25 protein-coding genes and 1 pseudogene are annotated in these 24,912 nt (G+C 66.9%); 13 read left to right on the top strand and 13 right to left on the bottom strand.

Annotated features, from left to right (window positions below; all coding sequences use genetic code 11):
* Window positions 1–2: 2 nt before the first annotated feature.
* Window positions 3–1,385, bottom strand: a complete 1,383-nt coding sequence (locus G6034_RS15500; RefSeq protein WP_176636014.1) for an aspartate aminotransferase family protein — start codon at window positions 1,383–1,385, stop codon at window positions 3–5.
* A gap of 506 nt (window positions 1,386–1,891) precedes the next feature.
* Between G6034_RS15500 and G6034_RS19925 the strand changes: the two genes are divergently transcribed.
* The 3 genes from G6034_RS19925 to rraA all read left to right on the top strand — a co-directional run bounded on the left by G6034_RS19925 (window position 1,892) and on the right by rraA (window position 4,192).
* The gene (locus tag G6034_RS19925) at window positions 1,892–2,575 is read left to right on the top strand and encodes a PucR family transcriptional regulator ligand-binding domain-containing protein (protein ID WP_343038099.1); all 684 of its coding nucleotides are present in this window, start codon (window positions 1,892–1,894) and stop codon (window positions 2,573–2,575) included.
* The gene (locus G6034_RS19920) at window positions 2,523–3,506 is read left to right on the top strand and encodes a PucR family transcriptional regulator (RefSeq protein WP_343038098.1); all 984 of its coding nucleotides are present in this window, start codon (window positions 2,523–2,525) and stop codon (window positions 3,504–3,506) included. The genes G6034_RS19925 and G6034_RS19920 overlap by 53 nt, the downstream gene beginning before the upstream one ends.
* A 167-nt stretch (window positions 3,507–3,673) precedes the next feature.
* Entirely contained in the window at window positions 3,674–4,192 is a 519-nt protein-coding gene (rraA, locus tag G6034_RS15490; protein WP_176636013.1) for a ribonuclease E activity regulator RraA, read from the top strand.
* Here rraA and G6034_RS15485 read toward each other — a convergent pair.
* Window positions 4,189–4,875, bottom strand: a pseudogene (locus G6034_RS15485) (NADPH-dependent F420 reductase); the annotation flags it as partial. The gene rraA and the pseudogene G6034_RS15485 sit on opposite strands and share 4 nt — an antisense overlap.
* A gap of 48 nt (window positions 4,876–4,923) precedes the next feature.
* The gene (locus G6034_RS15480) at window positions 4,924–5,409 is read right to left on the bottom strand and encodes an acyl-CoA thioesterase (RefSeq protein ID WP_176636011.1); all 486 of its coding nucleotides are present in this window, start codon (window positions 5,407–5,409) and stop codon (window positions 4,924–4,926) included.
* 126 nt (window positions 5,410–5,535) lie between these two features.
* Here G6034_RS15480 and G6034_RS15475 point away from each other — a divergent pair, with 126 nt between their 5' ends.
* Window positions 5,536–6,354, top strand: coding sequence for a metal-dependent hydrolase (locus tag G6034_RS15475; RefSeq protein WP_176636010.1), 819 nt, complete (start codon window positions 5,536–5,538; stop codon window positions 6,352–6,354).
* 57 nt (window positions 6,355–6,411) lie between these two features.
* Complete coding sequence (locus G6034_RS15470) at window positions 6,412–6,882, top strand: hypothetical protein (RefSeq protein WP_176636009.1); 471 nt, start codon at window positions 6,412–6,414, stop codon at window positions 6,880–6,882.
* A gap of 39 nt (window positions 6,883–6,921) precedes the next feature.
* Here the strand turns inward: G6034_RS15470 and G6034_RS15465 are convergent, their stop codons facing one another.
* Window positions 6,922–7,422 carry a DUF456 domain-containing protein gene (locus G6034_RS15465; protein ID WP_176636008.1) on the bottom strand — a complete coding sequence of 167 codons (501 nt, stop codon included), beginning with the start codon at window positions 7,420–7,422 and terminating at the stop codon, window positions 6,922–6,924.
* Between the two features lie 68 nt (window positions 7,423–7,490).
* On the opposite strand from G6034_RS15465, the gene G6034_RS15460 reads away from it, so the two are divergent.
* Both G6034_RS15460 and G6034_RS15455 read left to right on the top strand, forming a co-directional pair.
* Complete coding sequence (locus G6034_RS15460; protein ID WP_176636007.1) at window positions 7,491–8,927, top strand: DUF2079 domain-containing protein; 1,437 nt, start codon at window positions 7,491–7,493, stop codon at window positions 8,925–8,927.
* Window positions 8,928–8,997: 70 nt separating this feature from the next.
* Entirely contained in the window at window positions 8,998–9,807 is an 810-nt protein-coding gene (locus G6034_RS15455; RefSeq protein ID WP_343038097.1) for a sulfite exporter TauE/SafE family protein, read from the top strand.
* Between the two features lie 42 nt (window positions 9,808–9,849).
* On the opposite strand, the gene G6034_RS15450 is transcribed toward G6034_RS15455, so the two are convergent.
* Window positions 9,850–11,127, bottom strand: coding sequence for an MFS transporter (locus G6034_RS15450; RefSeq protein WP_176636006.1), 1,278 nt, complete (start codon window positions 11,125–11,127; stop codon window positions 9,850–9,852).
* 76 nt (window positions 11,128–11,203) lie between these two features.
* Window positions 11,204–12,232 carry a Gfo/Idh/MocA family protein gene (locus G6034_RS15445; protein ID WP_176636005.1) on the bottom strand — a complete coding sequence of 343 codons (1,029 nt, stop codon included), beginning with the start codon at window positions 12,230–12,232 and terminating at the stop codon, window positions 11,204–11,206.
* 213 nt (window positions 12,233–12,445) lie between these two features.
* Here G6034_RS15445 and G6034_RS15440 point away from each other — a divergent pair, with 213 nt between their 5' ends.
* On the top strand, window positions 12,446–12,811 hold the full coding sequence (locus G6034_RS15440) for a helix-turn-helix domain-containing protein (RefSeq protein WP_176636004.1): 366 nt from the start codon (window positions 12,446–12,448) through the stop codon (window positions 12,809–12,811).
* Between the two features lie 16 nt (window positions 12,812–12,827).
* Here the strand turns inward: G6034_RS15440 and G6034_RS15435 are convergent, their stop codons facing one another.
* From G6034_RS15435 to G6034_RS15420, 4 genes are read right to left on the bottom strand one after another with little or no spacing between them, the layout of a single operon-like run.
* Entirely contained in the window at window positions 12,828–13,955 is a 1,128-nt protein-coding gene (locus G6034_RS15435) for an ABC transporter ATP-binding protein (RefSeq protein ID WP_176636003.1), read from the bottom strand.
* Between the two features lie 21 nt (window positions 13,956–13,976).
* On the bottom strand, window positions 13,977–14,807 hold the full coding sequence (locus tag G6034_RS15430) for an ABC transporter permease (RefSeq protein ID WP_176636002.1): 831 nt from the start codon (window positions 14,805–14,807) through the stop codon (window positions 13,977–13,979).
* A complete protein-coding gene (locus G6034_RS15425) occupies window positions 14,794–15,678 on the bottom strand; it encodes an ABC transporter permease (protein ID WP_176636001.1) in 885 nt (294 codons plus the stop codon). The genes G6034_RS15430 and G6034_RS15425 overlap by 14 nt, the downstream gene beginning before the upstream one ends.
* 1 nt (window position 15,679) lies before the next feature.
* Complete coding sequence (locus G6034_RS15420) at window positions 15,680–16,774, bottom strand: extracellular solute-binding protein (RefSeq protein ID WP_176636000.1); 1,095 nt, start codon at window positions 16,772–16,774, stop codon at window positions 15,680–15,682.
* A gap of 389 nt (window positions 16,775–17,163) precedes the next feature.
* On the opposite strand from G6034_RS15420, the gene bcp reads away from it, so the two are divergent.
* The 5 genes from bcp (at window position 17,164) to G6034_RS15395 (ending at window position 21,227) form a co-directional block, all read left to right on the top strand.
* Window positions 17,164–17,631 carry a thioredoxin-dependent thiol peroxidase gene (gene bcp / locus G6034_RS15415; RefSeq protein ID WP_176635999.1) on the top strand — a complete coding sequence of 156 codons (468 nt, stop codon included), beginning with the start codon at window positions 17,164–17,166 and terminating at the stop codon, window positions 17,629–17,631.
* A 242-nt stretch (window positions 17,632–17,873) separates the two neighbouring features.
* Window positions 17,874–18,371 (top strand): 2-oxo-4-hydroxy-4-carboxy-5-ureidoimidazoline decarboxylase, encoded by a 498-nt coding sequence (uraD, locus tag G6034_RS15410; protein WP_176635998.1) that lies wholly within the window; start codon window positions 17,874–17,876, stop codon window positions 18,369–18,371.
* Window positions 18,368–18,706: a hydroxyisourate hydrolase gene (uraH, locus tag G6034_RS15405; protein WP_176635997.1), complete on the top strand. Its 339-nt coding sequence runs from the start codon at window positions 18,368–18,370 to the stop codon at window positions 18,704–18,706. The genes uraD and uraH overlap by 4 nt, the downstream gene beginning before the upstream one ends.
* A 2-nt stretch (window positions 18,707–18,708) precedes the next feature.
* Window positions 18,709–19,620, top strand: a complete 912-nt coding sequence (pucL, locus tag G6034_RS15400; protein ID WP_176635996.1) for a factor-independent urate hydroxylase — start codon at window positions 18,709–18,711, stop codon at window positions 19,618–19,620.
* Between the two features lie 122 nt (window positions 19,621–19,742).
* Window positions 19,743–21,227 (top strand): nucleobase:cation symporter-2 family protein, encoded by a 1,485-nt coding sequence (locus tag G6034_RS15395; RefSeq protein WP_176635995.1) that lies wholly within the window; start codon window positions 19,743–19,745, stop codon window positions 21,225–21,227.
* A gap of 110 nt (window positions 21,228–21,337) precedes the next feature.
* Here the strand turns inward: G6034_RS15395 and G6034_RS15390 are convergent, their stop codons facing one another.
* The 3 genes from G6034_RS15390 to G6034_RS15380 form a co-directional block, all read right to left on the bottom strand.
* Complete coding sequence (locus G6034_RS15390; RefSeq protein ID WP_246296073.1) at window positions 21,338–22,114, bottom strand: SDR family oxidoreductase; 777 nt, start codon at window positions 22,112–22,114, stop codon at window positions 21,338–21,340.
* Between the two features lie 103 nt (window positions 22,115–22,217).
* Complete coding sequence (locus tag G6034_RS15385; RefSeq protein ID WP_176635994.1) at window positions 22,218–22,949, bottom strand: aspartate/glutamate racemase family protein; 732 nt, start codon at window positions 22,947–22,949, stop codon at window positions 22,218–22,220.
* A gap of 53 nt (window positions 22,950–23,002) precedes the next feature.
* On the bottom strand, window positions 23,003–24,562 hold the full coding sequence (locus G6034_RS15380) for an NCS1 family nucleobase:cation symporter-1 (protein ID WP_218063966.1): 1,560 nt from the start codon (window positions 24,560–24,562) through the stop codon (window positions 23,003–23,005).
* Window positions 24,563–24,912: the final 350 nt, after the last annotated feature.

The raw sequence follows: 24,912 nt of genomic DNA, 5'->3' as shown, positions 1-24,912 counted from the left end.
CTCTACGCGGCGAAGCCGTCGGCGATCCCCAAGACCTCGTCGAGGATCTCCAGCCCCTCCTTTGTCTCCTCGACGCTGGTGTTGCACGGCGGGACGACGTGGATGCGGTTGAAATTCGCGAACGGCAGCAGCCCGCGGGACTTGCAGGCCGCAATGAGCTGGTTCATTTCCGGACTGGAGGATCCGTAGGGGGCCAGCGGTTCGCGGGTTTGGCGGTCCTTGACGAGTTCGATGGCCCAAAAGACTCCCGTCCCCCGCACCTCGCCGACGGCGGGGTGCCGCTTGGCGAAGCCGGCCAGTGCCGGGCCGATGACGTCGGTGCCGAGCCTGGCGGCGTGGTCCACCATGCCCTCAGTCTCCATGGCAGTGATGGTGGCGACGGCCGCTGCGGTGGCGAGCGGGTGCCCGGAGTAGGTCAGCCCGCCCGGATAGACGCGCTTGCCAAAGGTGGCGGCGATCTCCGGGCAAATGGCGACCCCACCCAGGGGCACGTACCCGGAATTGACGCCCTTGGCGAACGTCATCAGGTCCGGGACAACGTTGAAGTGCTCCACGGCGAACCACTTGCCCGTGCGGCCAAAACCGGTCATGACCTCATCGGCGATGAACACGATGCCGTACTTTGTGCACAGCTCCCGCACGCCCTGCATGTACCCTGCCGGCGGGACGTAGATGCCCGCCGAACCGGGGATGGATTCCAAGACCAGGGCCGCGATCGTTGCCGGTCCTTCGAAGCCGATGAGCTGTTCGAGATGTTCCAGGGCGCGCTGGCTTTCTTCCTCTTCGGTGGTGGAGTGGAAGCTGGTCCGGTACAGGTAGGGCGGAAAGAAGTGGACGGTGCCGGTGCTGGCGGTGTCATTGGCCCAACGCCGGGGGTCCCCCGTCATGTTCACGGCCAGCTGCGTCCCGCCGTGGTAGGACCGGTAGGCCGAGAGGACCTTCGCCCGGCCGGTGTGCAGCCGGGCCATCCGCACGGCGTGTTCGTTCGCGTCGGCGCCGCCGTTGGTGAAGAAGATCCTGTCCAGCTCACCGGGCGTGCGCCCGGCGATGAGCCGTGCGGCCTCGGACCGGGCCTCGTTGACATGGCTGGGCGCGATGGTGCACAGTTTCGCGGCCTGTGCCGCGATGGCCGCGACCACGGCCGGGTGCTGGTGGCCGATGTTCGTGTTCACCAGCTGCGAGGAGAAGTCGAGGTATTTATTGCCGTCACCGTCCCAGACGTGCGATCCCTGGGCGGCCGAGATGACCATCGGATCCAGCAGCTCCTGGGCCGACCAGGAATGGAACACGTGCTTGCGGTCCAGCTCGTACGCCCGGCTGGCTGCTGCAGTGTCGATGCAGGGGGACGCGCCGGCGCGGGGTCCGTTGTCAATGATGGAAGTCATGTCCATGTTCCTTCGTCAGAAACTGTCGAAAAATGATGATGTGTCAGGCGTTCTGGGGAAAGCCGAGGTTGGTGCCCACCATCCCGGCCTCGACCTCGTCCTGGAAGCGGCGGCCCGCCCCGCCGTCGTTGGTGGAGATCGCGGTGCCGTTGCCAAACAGGTTTGGGGCCGGGGAAAAAGCTGGCGGCGAGGGCCCGCGGGAAGAACCACATGGGCACCATGGCCGGAAAGTTGAACGGGCTGATGACCGCCACCAGGTCCGGGGACTGGCGCACGGAATGGGGGTCCACCTTCGTGGACGCGTTCTCCGTGCAGCTGCCGTTGATCCAGTGCCCACTGGTCTTCAATCCTTCTCCTGGTGGTGTTGTGGTCGTGTTCGCGACGGTGCTTGTTCCAAGTCGCTCCGCCAGGCCCCTGCGCCATAACTGGCACACTGTAAGCATTTTTTCGATGGGACTTACACTGTGTAAATACTGCCAACGCTCCGCTCCATCCTCGACCTCGCCGTGGTGCACGACGCCGGGCCCTCGCTCCTGGGTGGCCGTGCGGCGCTGGACGCGCCCGTGCGCTGGGTGCACGTGAGTGAACTGCTGGATGTGACCGGCCTGCTCTCCGGCGGCGAGCTGGTGCTGACCACCGGTCTGGAGCTGGAAAAGGAACCCGGCCGCACGGCGTCGTACATCCACTCACTGGAAGCGGCAGGTGCGGCGGGGCTCATCGTGGAACTGGCGGGGCCCCGCGCCCGCACCCTTGCCGCCCTGCGAACGGCGGCCCAGCACACGGCACTGCCCGTGATCACGCTCGAGCACCGGGTGCGCTTCGTGGCGATCACCGAAACCGTGCACCGCATGATCGTCGCCGAACAGCTCGAACGGGTCGAACGGGCCCGCGACATCCACGAGGCGTTCACCCTGCTGAGCCTGGAAAGCGCCGGAATGCAGGAGGTGGTGGAGCAGGCGGCGGCGATGATCGGCGCCGCCGTCGTCCTCGAAGACCTCCAACACCTCGTGCTGGCCCACGCCGCATGGCAGCTGCCCACGGCAGAACTTCTGGGCAATTGGGAGCGGCGCTCCCGCACCACCCCCTGCCCGGACCGTCCGCGCCGGCCCCGAGCAGTGGCTGCAGGTCCCGGTCGGCGTGCGCAGCCAGCTCTGGGGACGGCTCGTGGTCCCCACCGCCGCAGCGGATGACAAGATGGCCGCCATGGTCTTGGAACGTGCCGCGCAGACCCTCGCCATCAACCGCCTGGCCGAGCGGGACAGGCGCGAGCTGTCCCAGCAGGCGCAGGCGGGCCTGCTCAACGCGCTCCGCAATCCGCGCGGGCTCGGTGAGCCCGAGGCCCTGGCGCGTGCCGGGTCGCTGGGCCTCAGGCATGCCCCGTTCTACATCCCCGTGGTGTTCCGCGGGGCCGCCCACGATCACGGCAGGACAGGCACTGCCGGCACCAAAACTGCTGCCGACGACCCGCTCGCGGGCCAGCAGGAGGAACGGGAGCTGCTCGAGCTGCTGTCCCGAGCCTTGAAATCCATGTCAGGCAGCGCCTTGACGGCGAGCATCCAATCCGGCTCGGTCGGCATGGTCCTCGCCCTGCCGGCGAGGCACCTCGAGGAGCCGGCCCTGGCACGGATGACTGACTCGCTGGCCGCGCACGCAGGCGGGGGGTCCGCGCACTGGACAATCGGCGTCGGGCGCGTCCGCGGAACACTGCTCGAAGCTGCGGCGGGAATCGACGAGGCCTCACACGTGGCCGAAACGGCCGCCACCCTGCGTGCACCCCGCCGGCCGTTCTACCGCGCCACGGACGTCCGGCTCCGGGGCCTGCTGGCACTGCTGCGCAACGATCCCCGTGTTCAGCAGTTCGCCGAGTCCGAGCTCGCCGGCGTCCTCGACGCCGAGGCGCAGGGTCGGTCTGGGCTCCTTGACCTGCTTGGCCGCTACCTTGAATCAGGCGGCAACAAGGCGGCCCTGGCCCGGACCGACTACCTCAGCCGGCCCACACTCTACAATCGGCTCGCGAAGCTGGAGGAGCTGCTCGCTGTCGACCTGAACGACGCCGAATCCCGGACCTCGCTGCACGTGGCGCTGCTGCTGCACCGGCTGCGCGGGGATTCGAGCGCGTGACATCACGGGCCCCAGGGGCACACCACCGCGCCCGGGTTCAGCTGCGCCACCGTCACCCACGGCCCGCTGGAACGTGACGCGCAACCCCTGGCACCGGCGGCTCCTTCGGCGGAGCGGGCGCCGCCCTCCCATCGCCGGGCGGACCCTTCGGCGTTTAGGCTGGCACCATGACCTTCACCACGGCAGACCTCTTTGACGAGCACGGCGCCGCGATGGCCTCCGTCTCGCTGCAGTTCCGCAACTTTGGCACCCGCACCGAATTCAGCGGCCCCGCCCGCACCGTCCGCTGCTTCCAGGACAACGCCCTGGTCAAGTCCTTGCTGGCGACGCCCGGCAGCGGCGCGGTGCTGGTGGTTGACGGCGGCGGTTCGCTCGAGACCGCGCTCATGGGGGACATGATTGCCCAGTCCGCCATGGACAACGGCTGGTCCGGCGTGATCATCAACGGCGCCATCCGCGACAGCGTGGCGGTCAACACGCTGCCGCTGGGCGTGAAGGCCCTCGGCACCAACCCGGCCAAGAGCGCCAAGGAAGGGACCGGCGGGGTGGACGTGCCCGTGCAGCTGGGGTCCACCACCATCTGGCCCGGCGCCATGGTCTACGCGGATGCGGACGGCATCCTGGTCGAACGCCGCAACCCGGCCGGCGGCAGCCAGGCCACCACAGACCGGGCCACGACGGGCTAGACCAGCCGCGGCGCCTTGGCCAGATTCGCCGTGAGTTCGGCAGCGTTCTGGGGCACCACGTACGCAGGGCGGTCACGCTCCACGCGCCAGCTCTCGGACAGCGGCCCAATTTTCACGGTGTCAAAGCCGAACTCCTCGTAGAGCCGGACCACCAGGTCCGCCGCATCCGCATGGTCGCTCGCGGTGGCCAGGGCCCGGCGGTTTGCCGTGCCGGCGGGCGTACCGGCGGTGGTGATTTCTGCTGCCTGTATGTGGTTGAAGCCCTTCGCGACCTTCGAGTCCTTGAGGTGCTCCTGCAACAAACCCGACGTGGTGGCCTCGCCGTTGTCCAGCGCCGGAACGTGGCCGTCGCGCTCCCAGTAGTAGTTGTTGGTGTCAATGACCACCTTGCCGGCCAGCGGTTCGGCCGGAATGTCCAGGTAGCTCCTGAAGGGGACCGCGACCACCGCGACGTCCGCCGCCGCCGCTGCGTCCCGTGCCGTGGCCGCCCGGGCCCGCGGGCCCAGTTCCTCCACCAGCCCGGCAAGCGTCTCCGGCCCGCGCGAGTTGCTGATGACCACGTCATAGCCAAGCTGCACGGCCTTGCGCGCAATCTGGCTGCCGATGTTCCCTGCTCCGATGATTCCCAGTGTTGTCATGTCCACGTCAGCGATGGGTCCGTGGCAAAAATTCCGCATGTTGCGCCATGTTGCGCGGCGACGCCGCTCGACGCCCCCGGCCCATGGTGCGCGTCAGCGGAAGTTTGTCTCCCCGAGGAGCGGGGCCAGCTGCGCCTTCTTTTCCGCGGAAATGCGCAGCACGGTGCCGGAGCCCTCATGGAAGAACGCAATGGTCGTTTCGGCGACGGCGCACTTGATGCCCGTGACGGGGTCAAAAATGGCGTAGGCCACCGTGAGGCTCGCCCCCTTCACTGCGCTGATCCACACCTCGATCCGGGCCGGAACGTTGCGGTAGTTCAGCGGCACCAGGTACCTCACCCGGTGCTCGACCACCAGGGCCTGCGTGCCCGCCGGAAGGTCCGAAAAGATGGGCAGGTCCACGTCGACCCCCGGCAGCCCCGTCCCGGCCGGCGGCCCAAAGGCATGGATGCGGGCTTCCTCCAGGATGCGCAGCAGTTCCACGTTGTTGATGTGCCCGTACGCGTCCATGTCTCCCCAGCGCATGGGGACGTTCACGGTGAGCCGGGTGCCGCCGTCGTGCCTTGGATCCTTAGCCATGGGCCTACGCTATCGCGCCGGGGAGGTTTCCCGCGGATGCGACTTTGCCGGCCCGGGGCCCTACTGTGGAGCGTGCAGATTTTCCTCCACGCGTTGAGGGATCCACCCGCGCCGAAAGGAAATGTCATGATGGGACCCCACCATGCCGCCTGCGGGGCCGCCGCCTGGCTGGCCCTGACCACCCGTTTCCATCTGGACACCAGCGGTGCCGCCGCGGTGCTGCCGTTCCTGCCGGACGGGTTCGACGCCGGACTGGGGCTTTTGCACGTCGGCGCGGCCGGGGTGCTGGCCGGCACCATCGTCACGGCGGGCGCGGCGCTGCTGCCCGACGCCGACCACCGCAACGCGACCATCGCCCATTCGCTCCCGCCGGTGTCCAATGCCCTGTGCGTCCAGGTGGGCCGCCTGTCCGGCGGGCACCGGCACGGGACCCACTCGCTGTTGGGGATGGCCGTTTTTGTGTTCATCTCCATGCTGGCGGGCATGTGGACGGCCCGGCTGGAGCCCTTCGGCCTAATTTTTCCGGGCGCCGGCGTTTTAACGGTGCTGCTGGCGTCGTTCGCGGCCAAGGCGCTGAAGTTCATCCCGGACACCATGCGCAGGTTCCCGTGGGTCCTGGGCATCCTGGTGGGTGCCTTCATCACGTTCTTTGCCCCGCAGGACCAGTTCTGGTTTCCGCTGGCCGTGGGGCTGGGCGCCGCCGTGCACATTGCCGGGGACATGCTGACAACCGGCGGCTGCAACCTGCTGTGGCCGCTGCGGATCCGGCCTCCGCGGCTGGTGCGGAAACTGCCGCTGGTCCACTCCTTGTGGAAGCGCAACGGCAGGGTGGCGCTTCCGGTCCTTGGCAACGCCGGTTCCTGGCGCGAATGGGTGCTGCTGGTCCCGCTCAGCGGCTATGTGGTGCTGGCGATCGTGGGCACCGCGGCGCGCTGGCTGGGCTGACCCCCGGACCCAGCAAATTGTTAGGAAACGCCCAGTTCCGTTGACTAGCATGACAGCATGCCCGCCGTCCCTCCGCCTCGCCGCCGCGTGGAATTTCTTTTGGTTCCCTTCGTTGCGGCCGTGTGCATGGCGTTCATCATTGGCGCCATCGTGATGGACAAGGACACGGGCGGCTGCCCCCCGGCATCCTGGCACAACCACGTGGCACTGACGTTGGCGGGAAACCAGGCCACGGCGGCCCGGGTCGATGCCGTCACCGCCTGCGCCGGCGCCAAGTGCGTTCCCCTGACCCCAACCTTTGCCAAGAACGCCCCCGGCGGCGCGGCCCTGCTGGCCAGGCAGCCGAACGGGTCCTGGCTGCTCAATGTCGGGACGCAACCGTCGTCGTCCATGACCTTCAGGGCCTTTGACGCCGCCGGAAACGTGCTGGGCCAGCAGTCCGCCACCTTGAATTGGACCAGGGTGGGCGGCAATGAAAAGTGCGGCGGGCCCATGGGCGCCCTGAAGGTGGCCCTGAGCCTGCCGTGACAGCCGGACGTGACAGCCGGACGTGACAGCCGGACTCGGTCAGCGGCTGAGGAAATACACCAGCACTCCCGCGGCCCAGGTTCCTGCCGCGAGGGACGCAAAGCCAAATTCGGCCAGCATGCCCAGGCCGGTGGCCTTCAGCGCCGCCAGGGATGAGGAAACGGCGGGCCCCAGCGCCCTGTGGCGTGCCAGTTCCGAGACCAGCAGACCCAGCGCAAAGCCAAGGAGCAGGCCCACCACCGGAACCACAAGGAAGCCAACCACGCCCAGGAGCAGGCCGGCCACCATGGATCGTCCCGGAATCCTTCGCTCCTTCATGGCCCGACCCGTCAGCACGGCGCTGGAGAGCATTCCGGCAACCACCAACAGCGCGCCGGCGGCAAACACCACCCAGCCCACCGGCCGCCCTACCGCCAGGGCCCACCCCAGCAGGCTCACGCCAATGAGCAGGCTGCCGGGCAGCACCGGGATGACCACCCCCGCAACCCCGACCAGGATGGCGAGGCCGCAGATGACCGTCCAAATGAGCTGTGCGTCCATGCGCCCAATCCTGCCAGACCCCGGGCGGCGGATGCCCTGCACCGGGCCGACGGCCTAGACTTTCAAGGGTGACGGCAACGAAGGACAGCGGGACCTCCCCCCGCGTGACCCTCTCCGGGGCACCAGGAACGACGGCGGCGCCTCCCGCCGCGCGTGGCGCTGCCCGGGGCCGCCTGGCCGCTGCCGGGCTCCTTGGCGCGGGTGCGTTTGCCATCTACACGAGCTATTCATGGCTGCAGTGGACGAGCTTTGCCATCCGGTCCTGGGACCTGGGGATCTTCACGCAGCTGGCCAGGGACTACGCCCATTTCCAGGCGCCCATCGTCACCATCAAGGGCCAGGGCTTCAACCTCCTCGGCGACCACTTCCACCCGATCCTGGTGGTGCTCGGCCCCATCTACGGCCTCTTTCCCAGCGCCTTCACGCTGCTGGTGGTGCAAAACCTGCTGTTCGCCGTGTCCGTTGCGGTCGTGGCCAACCTGGCGTTCAAGCGGCTGGGACGGATCCCCGGGGGCTGCCTTGGCATCGCGTACGGGCTGAGCTGGGGCCTGCAGTCGGCCGTCGATTCGCAGTTCCACGAGATCGCCTTTGCCGTCCCGTTTCTGGCGTTGTCGCTGTGTGCGCTGCTCGACGAAAAGTGGCGGCAGGCCTGGATCTGGGCGGCCCTGCTGGTGTTCGTCAAGGAGGACCTGGGCCTGACGGTCCTGGTGCTGGGCCTGGTCATGGCGCACCGCTCGCGCAGGCCGGCCGGGCTGTGGCTGGCGGCATGGGGCGTGGCCTGGTTTGTCCTGGCCACGCAGGTTCTCCTGCCGGCCATGAACCACGGGTCTCCGTGGGCGTACCGGAGCCAACTGGACGTGGCGGGCTTCCTGGGGGACCCGGCGTCGTTGTTCCAAAAGGACAAGGTGGCCACGGTGCTGCTGCTGGCAGCCGTCACGGCGGGGCTCGCCCTGTTCTCGCCGCTGGCGCTCCTGGTGCTGCCCACGCTGGCGTGGCGTTTCCTCGGCGAGCTGCCCTCTTACTGGGGGCAGGACTGGCAATACAGCGCCGTGCTGATGCCGGTGGTCTTTTGCGCAGCCCTCGACGCGCTGTCCCGCCGCAAGGTGCTCGATTCGGCGCGGTTCCGGCTGCTTTCCGCAGCGGCGATGGCCCTGGTGGCCGTTGCGCTGAGCGGCCATTTCGCGTTTGGCAAGCTCGCCAACCCGGCCCGGGATTTTTCCACCGCGGGCAATGCGGCAGCGGTGAGTGCGTTGGCCGCCGTCCCCAGTGCCGTCACCGTGGAGACGGACATCAGCCTCATGAGCTACCTGGTGGACCGCGACGAGGTGTACTGGGTCGGCAACAAAAATCCTGCCCCGGACTATGTGCTGATGGATGTTTCCGGCCGTCCCGGCACGGCCGACACCACCACCGCCACGGAAGCCGAGTCCCGGTTCCCCGGCAACCGCTACACCACAGTCCACGCGGACGGCCACTTCCAGGTTGCCAAGCGGGTGGCCAAGTAACAGGACGGACCTGCCGGCGCCCGGACAGTAGACTTTGAAAGGCCCTGCCGCCACCCAGGCGCACCGGCCTGTGACGGCAACTTCCAGCGACGACGAAAACGGATGGCACATGCTTGAGGCGGGGGCAATATTTCTGGCGGGCTTTTGGGCCGGCATGATCAATGTTGTCGTGGGATCCGGGACGCTCGTGACGTTCCCGGTCCTGCTGCTGTTTGGCTTCCCGCCCCTGACCGCCAACATCTCCAACAACATTGGCCTGGTGGCCGGCGGGCTGTCCGGCACGTGGGGCTACCGCAAGGAACTGGCGCCCAACAAGGACATGATCAAGCGGCTGCTCCCGGCGTCGGCCGTTGGCGGCCTGGTGGGCGCGCTGCTGCTGCTGGTCCTGCCGGCGCAGGCGTTCAGCACCATCGTCCCCGTGCTGATCATCATCGGCATCCTCATGGTGGCGTTTGGCCCGCCGCTGCAGCGGCTGCTGGCCGCGCGGCGATACACGGGACCCGCCGACGGACCCGCGCGCAGCAGTGTGGGCCTGATCGCGGCGATCTTTGTGCTGGGCATGTACGGTGGCTACTTCGGCGCCGCCCAGGGCATCCTGATCGTCGGGCTGATGAGCATCATGACCACCGTGGCGCTGCAGCAGGTCAACGCCGTGAAGAATGTGTTGACCACTGCCGTCAACGGCATCGCCGCCCTCACGTTCATGGTGGTGGCCTGGCACTACATCGACTGGAAGGTCACGGCCCTCATTGCGGTGGGTGCGCTGCTGGGCGGCATGGTGGGCGCCAAGTTCGGCCGGAAGCTGCCTCCCCTGGCGCTGCGGGCCACGATCATTGTGGTGGGCACGGCCGCGCTGGTCAAGATGGTGTTCTTCTCCTGACGGGCCGGGCGGGGGCCAGCGGGCCACGGGCCAGGTGCGGGCTCAGTCCACACCCTTGATCTTCACGACGAACACCGCCCCCAGCAGGCCGATCACGGCGGCCACCACGTACAGCGTCACGTAGCCGCCGAAAACGGTGACCAGCGGCAGGGCGATGACGGGCGCGATGACCTGCGGCAGCGAGTTCGCCACATTGATCACGCCCAGGTCCTTGCCGCGGCTGGCGGCCGACGGCAACACCTGGGTCAGCAGGGCAAAGTCCACGGCCAGGTAGGCCCCGTAGCCGATGCCCAGCACGGCGGCACCTAGCAGGGCGCCGGTCCAGGTGGGTGCAAACGCCAGGATGAGGGCGGCCAGGGCAATGATGGCCGAGGAGGCGATGACAAAGGGCTTCCGTTTGCCCACCCTGTCCGTCCACCGGCCCCCGATGACGGCGGTGACCAGCGTCAGCACGGCGTACAGGCCGGTCAGGACCAGCACGCCAAATTCCGGGTTGTCGAAGCCCACGGCGTCGCGGAGAAAGAACAGCAGGTACAGGGTCACCAGGTGGTTGCCCACGTTGACCAGGAAGCGCGTGAGCCACGCCCAGCCGAAGTCCGGGTAGCGCCGGGGCGAGATCCAAAAGCCGGCAAGGAACGCCGCCCAGGCAAATGGCGGCCTGCTGGCGGCCGGCAGCACCCGGTCATTGGAAAGGAACAGGTAGGGCACCATCCCGGCCACCAGCGCCGCGGCGCACAGGACGTAGCCGAGGGCAAAGTTCCCGGCGACGACGGCGCCAACGGCGGCTCCCAGCAGGATTCCCACGACTGTTCCCATGGAGGCCAGCCCGCCGATGGTGCCGCGCTGGCGCACGGGCACCTGGTCCGGCACGGCGGCCGTGATGGCGGCCAGGGCCCCGTTGCAGCCCAGCTGCACCAGGCACCACAGCAGCATCATGGCGGCGACGCCCGGGGCCACGGCCAGGCCCAGCAGGCCAATCGTGCCCAGCAGCGCGCCGATGAACACCCAGGGCACGCGCCTGCCCAGGCGGGAGACGGTCCTGTCGCTGAAGGTGCCAAACAAGGGGTTGGCCACGAGGGACACGGCGGCTCCCGCCCCGGTGACCAGGGCCAGGATGCCTTCCTTGTCGGCCTCGCTGAAATGGATCGCCTGCTGGCCCAGCAGGACCTGGATGGGGCCGAAGAAGGCCGTATTGATGCCGACGTTGACCAGAACCACTGACATGGTCCAGCGCTTCCGGACGTTCTCGGTGGGCTCGGACAGGGCCAATCCCGCGGGCCCCGCACCCCCCTGCGACCCGGCGTTGTTCTCCGTCACCATGCCCCCATTGTTCGCCGCTGCTTCAAACGTGCCCCGGCAGGGGCAGATTCTAGGCTCAGCATACTTTGTCGGGCGGCTACGCGACCTGCCCGCGGACCTGTTCAATGATGCGCAGCGCGGCCACGGAGCCGGCGGGGTCCACGGGGACCGGCCCGCCCTGCAACACGGCCTGGGCCAGCAACTCGTAGAAAGCCGTGAAGTTTCCGCGCTCCGTGGGCACGGGCACCTGCGCCCCGTCGCGGCCCAGCATCCCCCAGTTGCCCTCAGGGTCCACGCCGTAGGCGGGGTCGCCGGGACGGATCCCCGCCACCAGCTGGGCCTCCTGCTGGTCCGGCACGTGCTTGACGAAGGCCGCCTCGGACCCCAGGACACGCAGCCGGGGCCCGAGCTGGGCCACGTTGAGGTTCATCCACAGGTGCGACACCACGCCGCCGGCATGTTCCAGCGCAACGAAGGCGTCGTCGTCGGCCTTCTCCTCGGGACGGCGCGCGGCCGCCTCGCCGTAAACGCGCACGGGCGGGCCAAAGAGCTGCAGCGCCTGGTCGATCAGGTGCGTGCCGAGGTCGAACAGGATCCCGCCGCCGTCCGCCGCCGTGGCCTGGGCCTTCCACTCCTTCGTGATGTCCTGCTGCCAGCGCTCCAGCCGCGATTCAAAGCGGCGAACCTGCCCCAGCGACCCCTCGGCGAGGAGTTTTTTCAGCGTCAGGTATTCCCCGTCCCAGCGCCGGTTTTGGTAGGTCGTCAGCACCAGGCCCCTTTCGCCGGCGAGCGCGATGAGCTCCTCCCCCTCCGCGCTCGTGACGGTGAAGGGCTTGTCAACCACGACGGCGCACCCGCCTTCCAGCGCCTCCCGCGCCAGTGCCGCGTGGCTGGCGGGCGGGGTGGCCACCACCACGAGGTCGACGCCGCTGCCTGCCGCGGACCAGTCCCTGCGTCCCACCACGCGGGCCTGCGGGTAGGCGGCACGCGCCGCCGCCTGCCGGGCGGGGTCGCCGGTGACGATCACGTCGAGGCTGAAGGCGTCCAGGGCGGCGAGGAACGGAGCATGGAATACGCTCCCGGCCAGACCGAATCCCAGCAGGGCGGTGCTGATCCTTTGTGTCATGGCTCATACCTTACCCGGCGCGGGGGCGCCCCAAAAAAGTACCCCTGCATGCACATCTCCGGTCAGCCCCGGCGGCTTTCCACCGGCTTTGGCGGACGCTCTTCCGCATGGCGCCGCCGTCCGTGGCGCCGTCCGTGGCGCCGCCGTTCAAGACGCCGGGCGGCAAGCCCCTGGCACTGGGCGCCGCCGGCTCCCACTGATAGCGTGGCTGGCATGAGTGCGGATGCGCCGAAAGTGACCGGCCTGGGCGCCGGCGAGCGGGCTGCCCTGGCCAAGACACTGGCCGGGAGCCGGGACGTCACGGTTTTTGTGGACGGCACGGCTCACCGGCTGGCACCCGGGGCACGGGACGCCGTCGTCGACCTCCTGGCCCGGCTGGCCCGCGGCGAGGCGGTGACAGTTTCCAGCGTGGCGGAACTGCTCACCACCTCCCAGGCTGCCAAGCTGGCCGGGATCTCCCACACGTTCCTGCGCAACATGACCGACCGCGGGGAGATCCCGGTCCAGTACCGCGGCTCGCACCGCCGCATCCGCCGCGACGACATCCTGGCGTGGCTGGCGGCACAGCAGTCCGCCTAGACCGGGGCCGGGCGGCTCAACCCTCCAACACGAGCAGCTGCGCCTTGTCCGCGTCCCAGCCCACGTGCACCGTGGCGCCCGCCGGTTGCCCGGCCGCCCCGCCGTTGGAACTGAGCTCGCGCAGTTGCAGCTCGCGTCCGCCGGCCATGATCCTGTGCCGGATCGTGGCGCCCAGGTTGGTGGAGGACACCAGTTCGCCCGTGCCGGAATTTTCCCGGCCCGGCGCCACGCGGAACGTCAAGTGCTCGGGCCGGATGGACACGGCGTATTTGTCCCCCCGGGCACCACGGTCGCGAACCCGCCCGGCGCCCAGCCCGCCCAGGTCCACCACGGCCTCGCCGCCCTCGCGGCTGATGACGGTGGCGGGGATGAGGTTGGTGTCGCCAAGGAAGCTGGCCACCCAATCCGTCACCGGATGGTTGTAAACCTCTTCCGGCGGGCCGGACTGCACAATTCTCCCGTCCTTCATCACCACAATCCGGTCCGACATGGCCATGGCCTCGTCCTGGTCGTGGGTGACAAAGAGGACCGAGATGCCCAGCGACTTTTGCAGCGCCTTGATCTCCTCCTGCATGTGCTCGCGGAGGCGCTTGTCCAGTGCGGCCATGGGCTCGTCGAGCAGCAGGGCCGCGGGATTGAAGACCAGCGCCCGGGCCAGGGCCACGCGCTGCTGCTGGCCGCCCGAGAGCTGCCGGGGCTTGCGGCCGCCCAGCCCGGCCAGCCCCACCCGGTCGAGGGCGTCGTCGGCCCGGCGGCGCGACTCGGCCTTCGGCACCCGGCGCATCCGCAGCGCGAATTCCACGTTTTCGCGGGCGCTCATGTGCGGGAACAGTGCGTAGTTTTGGAACACCACGCCGAGGTTGCGCTCGCGCGGCGGCAGCGAGTCGACGGGGGCGCCGTCGATCATGACGGAGCCCGAGGTGTGCTCCTCAAAGCCCGCCACCATCATCATGGTGGTGGTCTTGCCGGAGCCGCTGGGGCCCAGGAGGGTGACGAACTCGCCGGGTTGGATGGAAAGGTCAAGCCTGTCGACGGCGACCACCTCGCCATAGGTCTTGCGCACCTGGCGGAGCTCGATCGCCCCCTTGCGGGCCGTGGCGGTGCCTGGCTGTCGGGCGGTTGGGGCAATGGTGGGGGTGCTCATGGGAATCCTTTGCAATTGAATCTAGGCGGCCAGTGGCATCATGCGGGCCGTGGAGCGGCGCTTGAGCACGTAGACAACCTGGATGAGCAGGCCGATCGTGGCCACGGTGACCAGGAGGGCGGAGGAGACCGCGATCTTGGGCGTGAGGTTGAACTGGATGTCGGTGAACATCTTCACGGGGAGCGTTGTGGCCCCGGGCGACTGCATGAACAGCGACATAACGGTCTCGTCGATCGAGACGGAGAAGGCAAACAACGCTCCGGAGATGAGACCCGGCAGGATCACCGGCATGTGGACGTGGCGGAACACCGAAAGCGTTCCGGCACCGAGGCTCTGGGCCGAACGGACCAGAGCCGGGTTGAGGCCGGCCAGGCTGGCGCGGGTGGTCAGGTACACATAGGGCGTGGCGATGACTGCGTGGGCCAGGCCGATCGGGACGATGCTGCCCACCAGCCCCACCGAGATGAAGAACTGGTAGAAGGCGAGCGCCAGCACCACCGTCGGGACAATCATGGGCGCCAACACCAGCCCCACCACGGCCTGCTGTCCGGGGAACTTCCGGCCATGCAGCCCGATGGCGGCGCTGGCCCCGAACACAACGCCAAGCACGACGGCGATCGCGGCGGCCTGCATGCTCGCGGACAGCGCCGACGTCCAGGCCGGATCCGCAAAGAAGCCCTGCACGGCGGCGAGGGAAATGCCGTCGGGCGGGAAGGTGATGTACCGGCTGTTGTTCAGGGCCACGGGCACCACGATCAACGTGGGAACCACGAGGAAGGCGAAAACCGGAAGCGAAAGCAGGGACAGCGGCTTCCGCCGGATGCCGGCCCTGGGGGCGCTAAAGCGTTTCATGTTGGCCTCCGGCCTTGAGGACCCGCTGGTAAACGGCGGCGATGATGCTCACCAGGACGGTCAGGATGACGGCCAGCGCGGCGGCACCCGGGAAGTCGGTGAGCTGGCGGGCGTAGTAGTCGATCTCGTTGGCGATCATCATGTCCCCCGGCCCGCCCATGACCACGGGCGTGATGAAGAAGCCGGTGCTGATGATGAACACGAGCAGGCCTGCGGCTGAGATGCCGGGGGCGCTCAGCGGCAGCGTGATGCGGCGGAAGACCGCCGCTTCCCTGGCGCCGAGGGACCTGGCCGCCAGCGCCAGCCGGCCGTCGATGGCGGCCAGGGAGGAGAAGATGGGGAACACCGCGTAGGGCAGCAGGCAGTGGACCATGCCAACAATGACGGCAAAGCGGTTGTGCAGCAGCGGCAGCGGCGCATTGATCAGGCCAATGTTGTGCAGGAAGCCGTTGACCAGGCCGTTGTCCTGCAGCAGCACGGCCCAGGCGAAGTTCTTCACCAGGATGCCGGTCCAGAACGGCAGCAGGACCACGGCGAACAGGATGACGCGCATGACGGTGCCGCTGCGCCAGAGCACCAGGGCGATGACGTAGCCGAGGACCACGGTGACGGCCGTGGACGTCAGGGCGATGCTCAGGGTGTTGACCAGGGAGCGGGTGACCAGCGGGTCTGCCAGGACCCGGGCATAGGCCCCGCCGGTGAAGCTGGAGCCGATGAGTTTTCCCAGCGGGGTCAGGAACAGCAGCACGTCGAAGACCACCACCGGTGCCAGCAGCAGGAGCCAGCCTGCACGGCGGCGGCGCTTCGGTGGTGCGCCGGAGGGTGGGCCGCCGGCGCCTGGGCGGGCCCTTGCAAGGGTTGCCTGGGCCATCTCAGCTGGCCTGCCACAGCTTGAACTTTTGCTCGGTCTGCTTGAGGTTCTGGGCCCACCACTTGTCGTCGCGGAGCAGGATCTTCTCCGCAAGCTTGGGGCTGGTGGGCAGCGAGTCGGCAATCTCCTTCGGCAGCTTGGACAGTGCCGGGGTGTTGGCAAGGGTCAGGTTGGTGACCTTGTCGAACGCGGCGCCGGCCTCGGCGTCGTTGGACATGAAGTTCATGAGCTTGAAGGCCGCCTCCTTGTTCTTCGCGCCCTTGGGCACCACGAAGTAGTCCCCGGCCAGGACGGCGTTTTGCGGGGTGAAGTTCAGCTTGGCGCCATCGGCCCGGGCAGCGTTGATGCGGTTGTTGAAGCTCGTGGACAGGGCCACCTCGCCGGAGGTCAGCTGCTGGATGGGCTCCTGGTTGGTCGAGTGGTACAGGAGCTTGTCCTTGCCCGGATGCTGGCCGAGCACACGCAGGGCACGGTCCACATCCAGCGGATAGATCTTCTCGAACGGCACGCCGTCCGCCAGCAGCGCCGCTTCCAGCACGGAACTGTCGGACAGCTGGTTGTAGATCGAGCGCTTCGTGCTGAAGCGGTTCTGGTCGAAGAATTGCGCCCAGTCGGAGGGCGCCTTGCCGTCCGGTATGACCCTCTCGTCCCAGGCCATCACGAACAGGAAGCTGAGGTACTTGATGCCATAGTCGGCCTTGGCATAGCCCGGCAGGCCCTTGTCACTGATGATGTTGTAGTCGAACTTCTCCAGCAGCCCTTCCGCCACGGCGGTCTCGTACTCGGGCGCCGTGATCTCCACCAGGTCCCACTGCACGTCGCCGGACTGCACCTGCGCCTTGAGCCCGGCGAGGCTCGTGTTGGCCAACAGCGTCGGCTTGATGCCGGATTGCTTGGCAAAGGGATTGAGGATGGTTTGCGTCAACTGGTCGTTGTACGAGCCCCCGTAGGAGGTGACCGTGACGGTGGAGTTTGCGGGGGCACTGCTGGAGGACTTGGTGCTGCAGCCGGACAGAGCCAGGCCGGCCAGCGGGGCGAAGGCCGCCGCCTTGAGCAGGGACCGGCGGTTGTACACGGGTGAAAAGTTGTTTGACATGGCGAAAACTTGCCTCTCGGGCGTCGGCTGGGCATGGGCGTGCTTGGCAACTGATGAGGATCATGGCTCTTGTTGGCGCTTCGTCACGGGCGGATTGCACCCCTTGGCGATTCACGCAGCATGGGGCGAATCGATGCTTGAACCGGAATCCAGCTTTTCGGTGCCGTAACTGTAAGCCCAAAGTTTTCAAAGAGTCAACGGTTGTATTTTATTAAGAAACAGATTATCTTTGTGACACGGCTCACTAGCCCTAAAGGAGGCCCGTCCGGGCGTCACAAACGTTGACTGGCGCGAACCCTCGCCTTAGAATATTTTCATCTGACAAAATTCATATTTCATATTATGAAAACACAATGTCGTGATGTCCGAGAAGCCAACCTGGGAGCACCATGCCTGCACAACTTTCCGCCGGAACGCCGGCCCCGAATTTTTCCCTGCCCAACGCCGCCGGCGAGCAGGTCTCGCTGGCCGACTACGCAGGCCGCCAGGTGGTGGTCTACTTCTACCCGAAGGCCGCCACGCCAGGCTGCACCACGGAGGCCTGCGACTTCCGCGACAGCCTGTCCGCCCTCAATGGCGCAGGCGTTGAGGTCGTGGGCATTTCCACCGACCCCCAGAAGGACCTCGCGAAGTTCTCCGAGGACTTCGGACTGAACTTCCCGCTGCTTTCGGACCTCAACCACGAGGTTGCCGAGGCGTGGGGCGCCTGGGGCGAGAAGAAGGTCAACGGCACCACGTTGATCGGCACGCTGCGCTCCACCGTGGTGGTCAACGCCGACGGCACCGTCCACTCCGCCGAATATAACGTGGCCGCGGATGGCCACGTCGCACGCCTGCGCAGCAGCCTGGGGCTGTAACCAACGAGGGATTCCGCCGATCCTGCGCTTCGCCGCGCCCCAACGGTGCGCCACTTGCCAAGTGGCGCACCGTTCGTGCTTAACCGTGCCCAGCTTCAAAGTTCCGGTGCGCGCCATTGACAACCCCCTGTGTGATGCTGTTCACTATTGCATATGCTGAAATAACAGTTCCACGATACGAGAATTTGATTCGTATAGCCTACGCCGTGGATGCCAGCATTTGAGTTACAAGGACAGCAAACATGTTGCTGCAACAATTCAACGAAGCGGACAGGGCGCAGCTGGACGCAACGCTTCGTCCGTGCGTGGACAACCAGCGGTGGATCGATGAGATTGCCGCGGCCCGCCCCTTCACCACCCTGGACCAGCTGTTCAGCCAGGCGCTAAATGCCGCAAGTCCGTTCACCCCCGCGGAGGTTGCCGCCGCCATGGCGCACCATCCGCGGATCGGCGAGCGGGCGGCCGGCAACAGCGCGGAGGCAACGCTTTCGCGCAGGGAACAGTCCGGCGTCGACCCTTCCAATACGGAACTGGCGCGGGCCCTTGCCGACGGCAACCGGGCCTACGAGGAAAAGTTCGGCCAGGTGTTCCTCATCCGGGCCGCCGGCCGGACCCCGCAGGAAATCCTCGCCGTGCTGCAGAAGCGCCTGGGCAACACCCCCGAGCAAGAAGCCCCGATCGTGGCCCAACAGCTGCGCGAAATAGCCGTGCTGCGCCTCAAAGGAGTGATGAGCCAATGAGCTCCCTGATAACCACCCACATTCTGGATACCGCAGCGGGGCAGCCCGCGGCAGGTGTCGCCGTCGAGCTTTACGCCCGCGACGGCGGGGCATGGCACCAGATTGCGACGGGCACCACTGATGCCGACGGGCGGGTGAAAGATCTTGGCCCCGAGACGCTGCCGGGCGGCGATTACCGCCTCCGCTTCGACACGGGCGCCTACTTCGCCGGCATCAACACGGACACCTTCTTCCCGGAGGTCGCCCTGACATTCACGGTCACGGAGGGCCAGGCGCACTACCACGTGCCCCTGCTGCTGAGCCCGTACGCCTACTCAACCTACAGAGGAAACTAATCATGAACACCAACAGCAACATCATCCTGGGGGCCAACCAGTACGGCAAGGCCGAGGTCCGCCTCGTCAAGATCACCCGCGACACGGAGCGCCACAGCATCGAGGACCTCAACGTCACCTCGCAGCTGCGCGGCGATTTCGCGGCCGCCCACCTTGAGGGCGACAACGCCCACGTGGTGGCCACCGACACCCAGAAGAACACCATCTACTCGCTCGCCCGCGACGGCGTCGGCTCCCCCGAGGCGTTCCTGCAGCGCCTCGCCGCGCACTTCACCGGCTCCTTCGACTGGGTCACGGGCGGGCGCTGGGCCGCGGAGTCCTATGCCTGGGACCGGATCCAGGCCAACGGCACCGGCCACAACCACTCGTTCGTGCGCAACGGCCAGGAGGTGCGCACCGCCGTCGTCGTCAAGGACGGGGACGCCACCCACGTCATCGGCGGGCTGAAGGACCTCACGGTGCTCAAGTCCACCGAGTCCGGGTTCGTGGGCTACCCGAAGGACAAGTACACCACCCTGGCCGAGACCACCGACCGCGTCATGTCCACCGACGTCGCCGCCCGCTGGCGCTACAACCCGGCCGCCACCGCCACGCTGGACTTCAACAAGACGTACGACGACGTCAAGGCCCTCCTGCTCGAAGGCTTCACCGAGGGCTACTCCCACGCACTGCAGCAGACCCTGTTTGACATGGGCAAGAAGGTCATGGACGCGCACGAGGAAATTGACGAGATCAAGTTTTCCATGCCCAACAAGCACCACTTCGTGGTGGACCTGAGCCCGTTTGGCCAGGACAATCCCGGCGAGGTGCTCTTCGCCGCGGACCGCCCGTACGGCCTGATCGAGGCCACCGTGGTCCGCGAAAACGGCAGCGACGCCGGCAACGCCTGGGATGGCATGGCCGGATTCTGCTGAACCCGGCAGCTTGAACCACCAGTAGCACCGGGTGGGCGGGGACCAGTCCCCGCCCACCCACCAGACGCACCCAAGGAGTGCGCAGCGCTCTTAACAGAGGTAAGCAGACAAGGAGGTCCGCTATGACCAGAAAGACTAATTCGGCCAACCGCACAGCACCGTTGCGGCCGGAAGATGAGAAACTCGGCATCGGGGCAAGTTTTGCCTACGGTTTCCAACACGTTTTGACCATGTACGGCGGCATCATCGCCGTACCGTTGATCATCGGCCAGGCCTCCGGCCTGGCCTCGGCAGACATAGGCCTGCTGATCGCCGCCTGCCTCTTCATGGGCGGGCTGGCAACCCTGCTGCAGACCCTGGGCGTCCCGTTCTTCGGCTCGCAGCTTCCGCTGGTCCAGGGCACATCCTTCGCCGGCGTGGCAACCATGCTGGCCATCCTCAACGGCGGCGGCGGAATCCAGTCGATCTTCGGAGCGGTCATTGTCGCCTCACTGATCGGCCTGCTGATCACCCCCATCTTCCAGCGCATCATCAAGTTCTTCCCCCCGGTGGTTACCGGCACGGTCATCGCCGTCATCGGCCTGACGCTGATGCCGACGGCGGCCGGCTGGGCCATGGGCGGCAACCCCAAGGCACCCGACTTCGGCAGTCCGGCCAACATTGGCCTGGCCGGCCTGACCCTGGTCATCGTGCTGCTGCTCAGCAAGATCGGCAGCGGCACCATCTCCCGGCTGTCCATCCTGCTGGCCATGATCATTGGCACCATCGTGGCCGTGTTCATGGGCAAGGCCGACTTCTCCAAGGTCGGAACCGGACCAATCTTCGCCTTCCCCTCACCGTTCCACTTCGGCATGCCGACATTCCAGGCCGCGGGCATCATTTCGATGGTCATTGTCATCCTGGTGACGCTGGTGGAAACGTCGGCGGACATCCTCGCCGTCTCCGAGATCATTGGCACCAAGGTGGATTCGCGCCGGCTGGGCAACGGACTGCGCGCGGACATGATCTCCAGCGCCGTTGCGCCGGTCTTTGGCTCCTTCCCCCAGACCGCGTTCGCCCAGAACGTCGGCCTGGTCGCCATCACGGGCATCAAGAGCCGTTTCGCGGTCACCGCAAGCGGGGTGATTCTGCTGGTGCTTGGCCTGTTGCCCGTCATGGGCCGCGTGGTCGCTGCAGTTCCGACCGCGGTCCTCGGCGGGGCTGGCATCGTGCTGTTCGGCACGGTGGCGGCCAGCGGTATCCGCACCCTGTCCACGGTCAGCTACAAGAACAACATGAACCTGGTCATCGTTGCCACCTCGATTGGTTTCGGTGTCATCCCGATCGTCCAGCCCACCTTCTACAGCCAGTTCCCGGCCTGGTTCAGCACCATCTTCGACTCCGGCATCAGCTCCGCCGCCGTCATGGCGATCGTGTTGAACCTGCTGTTCAACCACCTCAGGCGCGGCAACCCGGACAATCCGTCCGTGTTTGCCGCAGGCACCGAACGGCGGATCGCCCCCGAGGTGCTGGGCAGCCTGCAGCACGGCGACCGCTGCGAGGAAGGAAAATTGATCGACGCGAACGGCTTGGAGGTTCCGCTGCTGGAGCCGGACCCGCAGCACTGATGTCCTGGCCAGTATTTCCTGGCCCAGTACGACGCCGGCACGCGCCTTTGGGAGGCGGGCGCCGGCGTCGTTCTGGTTGGCCTGGGGCGGCTTGCGGGCGGCTGGTGCCTTCAGCCGCGGCCGATGAACGGCATGCCCGCCGCCGTGATGACCAGGGAGCCGATGTTCGCCGAGTCCGGCAGCTGGGCCATCATCAGCACGGTGCGGGCCGCGTCCGCCACGGGGAAGGTGGGCTCGACGAGCCGGCTCCCGTCCGCCTGCAGGGCTCCGGTGGCAACATCCAGGGTGGCCATGATGTCCGTGGCGGTGTTGCCGATGTCGATCTGTCCGCAGCTGATGCCAAAGGGCCGCCCGTCCAGCTCGATCGACTTGGTCAGCCCCGTGACGGCGTGCTTGGTTACCGTGTAGGCGACGGACCTGGGCCGCGGCGAATGGGCTGAAATGGAGCCGTTGTTGATGATCCGGCCGCCCTGCGGTTGCTGCGTCTTCATCACGCGGACGGCCGCGGCCGCGCAGAGCATGGAGCCGGTGAGGTTCACGGCCAGCACGGCGTCCCAGTCCTCCAGGGAGATCTCATCCACGGCGGCCGCCGGGCCAAAGGTGCCGGCGTTGTTAAACAGCACGTCCACCCGGCCAAACCGGTCCACGGCGGCGCGGAAGAGCTGCTCGACGTCGTCCGGCCGGGTCACGTCGGTGGGCACGGCCAGCGCGTTTGCGTGCCCGGCGGCGGTTTCGCGCAACTCCGCCCCGCGCCGGCCGGCCAGGACCACACCGAATCCGGCGCGCAGGAATTCCTGGGCAACGGCGCGGCCGATCCCCGAGCCGGCGCCGGTGACCACCGCCATCTTCCCCATTTCACCCTGGTCTGCGGGGGTGTGCCGAACCATGGCGTCCTCCTTGTTTATGTGGATTTCATCTTGGCGGAAATTCCGGGCATGCGGAAGCGGGCCCGGCGTCAATCGCCCGGGCCCGCCCGCTTTCAATCCCGGCCTATGCGCCGGGCCCCGTGATGGGCCAGCCGGTCACCTTCTTGGGCCGTGGCGGTGCATAGGTGCGCACCTTGGACGTGGAAAGGCCCAGGCGCACCAGCGATTCGGCAATCGTGACGGCGGCCGCCACCCCATCCACCACGGGCACACCGGTGCGTTCCCTGACCTTGTCGTTCAACCCCGCCATGCCGCCGCAGCCCAGGACGATCACCTCGGCACGGTCCTGCGTGACGGCCAGTTCGGACTCGCGGACTATGGACTCCACGGCCCGGCCGGGGTCCTCCTCGAGTTCCAGGACGGCAAGGCCGCTGGCCCGCACCGAGGCGCAACGGGCGTCCAGCCCTGCCAGTTTGAGGCGGTCCTCGATGAGGGGGACGGCTCGGTCAAGGGTGGTCACCACCGAATACTTGTAGCCGAGGAACATGGCCGTGCTGGCCGCCGCCTCCGTGATGTCCACCACCGGGACGTCGAGGAGTTCCTGCAGGCCCTCCCGGCCGTGCTCGCCGTAGCCGGCCTGGATGACGGCGTCGAATGGCTCCGGATAGTTGGAGATGGCATCCATGACGGCCACCGCGGCAAGGTAGCTTTCAAAGTTCCCCTCGCAGGATTCGGCGCCGAAGCGCGGGGTGATGGGGATGATCTCCGTGCCGGGTGCCGCCACGCTGCGGGCCTGGGCCGCGATGGAGTCCGTCATGGACGTTGTGGTGTTTACATTCGCCACGAGGATGCGCATGGCAGTCCCTTCTTCCTGGCTTTGCTGGTGGGTGCTGGCTGGCCTGGTGCCGGTCAGTGGGTGCTGGCGACGGCGATCGGCTCGCCGGACGCCTCGGTGAAGCTTTGGCTGCGGTCCGAGATCCAGTAATAGGTTATGGCCGCGATGCCTGCCCCGAAGAACCAGGAGAAGGAGGACAGCTCGTGAAATGTGGGAATGAACGCGATGAGCAGTGCCACCACACCGGCTGGAATCAGGGCGATGATCGCCTTGGGATTGACGCCCCGGCGGTAGTGGTAGCTGCCGTTCTCGTCAGTGGTGTAGAGGTGGGGGACATTGACCTTGCCCCGGCGCAGCAGCCAGTAGTCGGCCATGATGACGCCGAACAGCGGGCCGAGCAGCCCTCCGAGCCCGCCGAGGAAGTACACGATCACCACGGGGTTGTTGTACAGGTTCCAAGGCAGGATCACCAGTCCGATGCTGGCGCTGATGATGGCGGCCCGGCGGAAGTTCAGGTGCCGCGGGAAGAGGTTGGTGAGCGCGTAGACCGGTGCCACGACGTTTGCCATCAGGTTCACAGCCACCGTGAGGATCAGCAGCGCCAGGCAGGCGACCACCAGCAGGAACGTGTTGGGAATGAGGTGGACCACGTCGGCAGGGCTCTCAATGATGGCGCCGTTGATCTTGAACTGCGCCCCGGCCATGACCACCACGATCGCCCCGAACAGGAGCATGTTGATCGGGATGCCCCAGAAGTTACCGCGCACAATCGACTTTTCGCTCTTGGCGGAGCGGGTGAAGTCGCAGAAGTTAAGGACGAAGGTTCCGTAGATGGCCACCCACAGGGCGCCGCCGCCAAAGATGGTGCGCCACATTTCACCGCCGGTCAGTGCATGGTTGGTGGTCCAGGCGATCGAGCCGCCGGCACGCATGAACATCCAGACGGCGATCGTGGCCATGGTGATCAGGATAATCGGTCCCGCGAAGGCCTCGTACTTGCGGATCATGTCCATGCCGTAGCTGACAATGATGACCTGGACGATCCAGAGGGCAATGAACGTCAGCCAGCCGAGCGCCGACAGGCCCAGGATCAGGCTCTTGTCCAGCTCGTGCAGGGATGGGAAGACGGCGACGAGCATGACGCGGAAGACCACCGAGGCCAGGAACGTCTGCACGCCAAACCAGACAATGGCGACGCCGCCGCGCAACAGTGAAGACACCTGGGCGCCCTTGATGCCGAAGCTGATGCGGCTCATGACGGGGAACGGCACGCCCGTCCGCACACCCATGAAGCCGGAAAAGTTGAGCAGGCCGAAGAGCAGCACGGCGCCGATGCCGAGGGCCAGCAGGATCTGCCAGCCGCCCAGGCCAAGCGCGAACAGGCCGATCGCAAAGGCGTAGTTGCCGAGGCTGTGGACGTCGTTGGCCCAGAGCGTGAAGATGCTGTACGAGGACCACCGGCGCCCTTTCCTTTGGGTCGGGGCAAGGTCCTGGTTAAAGAGGGTGGCACTGAGCGTGTAGCCCTCGGGGGTTTCATAGGGCACGCGCTCCGTTGCGTGTGCCTCTGCTGGCAGGGTGGTGGTCATGGCCGGCACCGTTGCCGGTTCAAGATCATTGGGTATCCGAGCGTTCATGCCTTGCTCCGCTGTTCGTTTTTCTCACGTCACTATTTCTCGCATCGTGAAAACCAATTATTGAATAGTGAAAAGAACTTTATGACGTGGTTCACAGCATGTCAAGTGCTCCGGATCACACGCCGGAAGCCGTCACGGTCGGCCAGCCAGCTTGATTCGTGGTCACGGGACGGATATTCTCAACATACAAGATTCAAATCTCGCTTTACGAAAATGCTTCGTTCAGCGCGTCCCTCCCGGTGCCAAGGCCTCCATTCAACGTCGCACGTTGGCCAGAGGCAGGAACCGTCGCCACACAGCGCGCACGGTGCTACGGACGGCTTCAAACAGACAGGTTGACATGCTTCTTC

Origin of the sequence: Arthrobacter wenxiniae (assembly GCF_013376105.1) — a bacterium.
Classification (GTDB): Bacteria; Actinomycetota; Actinomycetes; order Actinomycetales; family Micrococcaceae; genus Specibacter; species Specibacter wenxiniae.
Note: the sequence above shows the minus strand (reverse complement) of the source record. Positions and strands in the feature narration are given on the sequence as shown.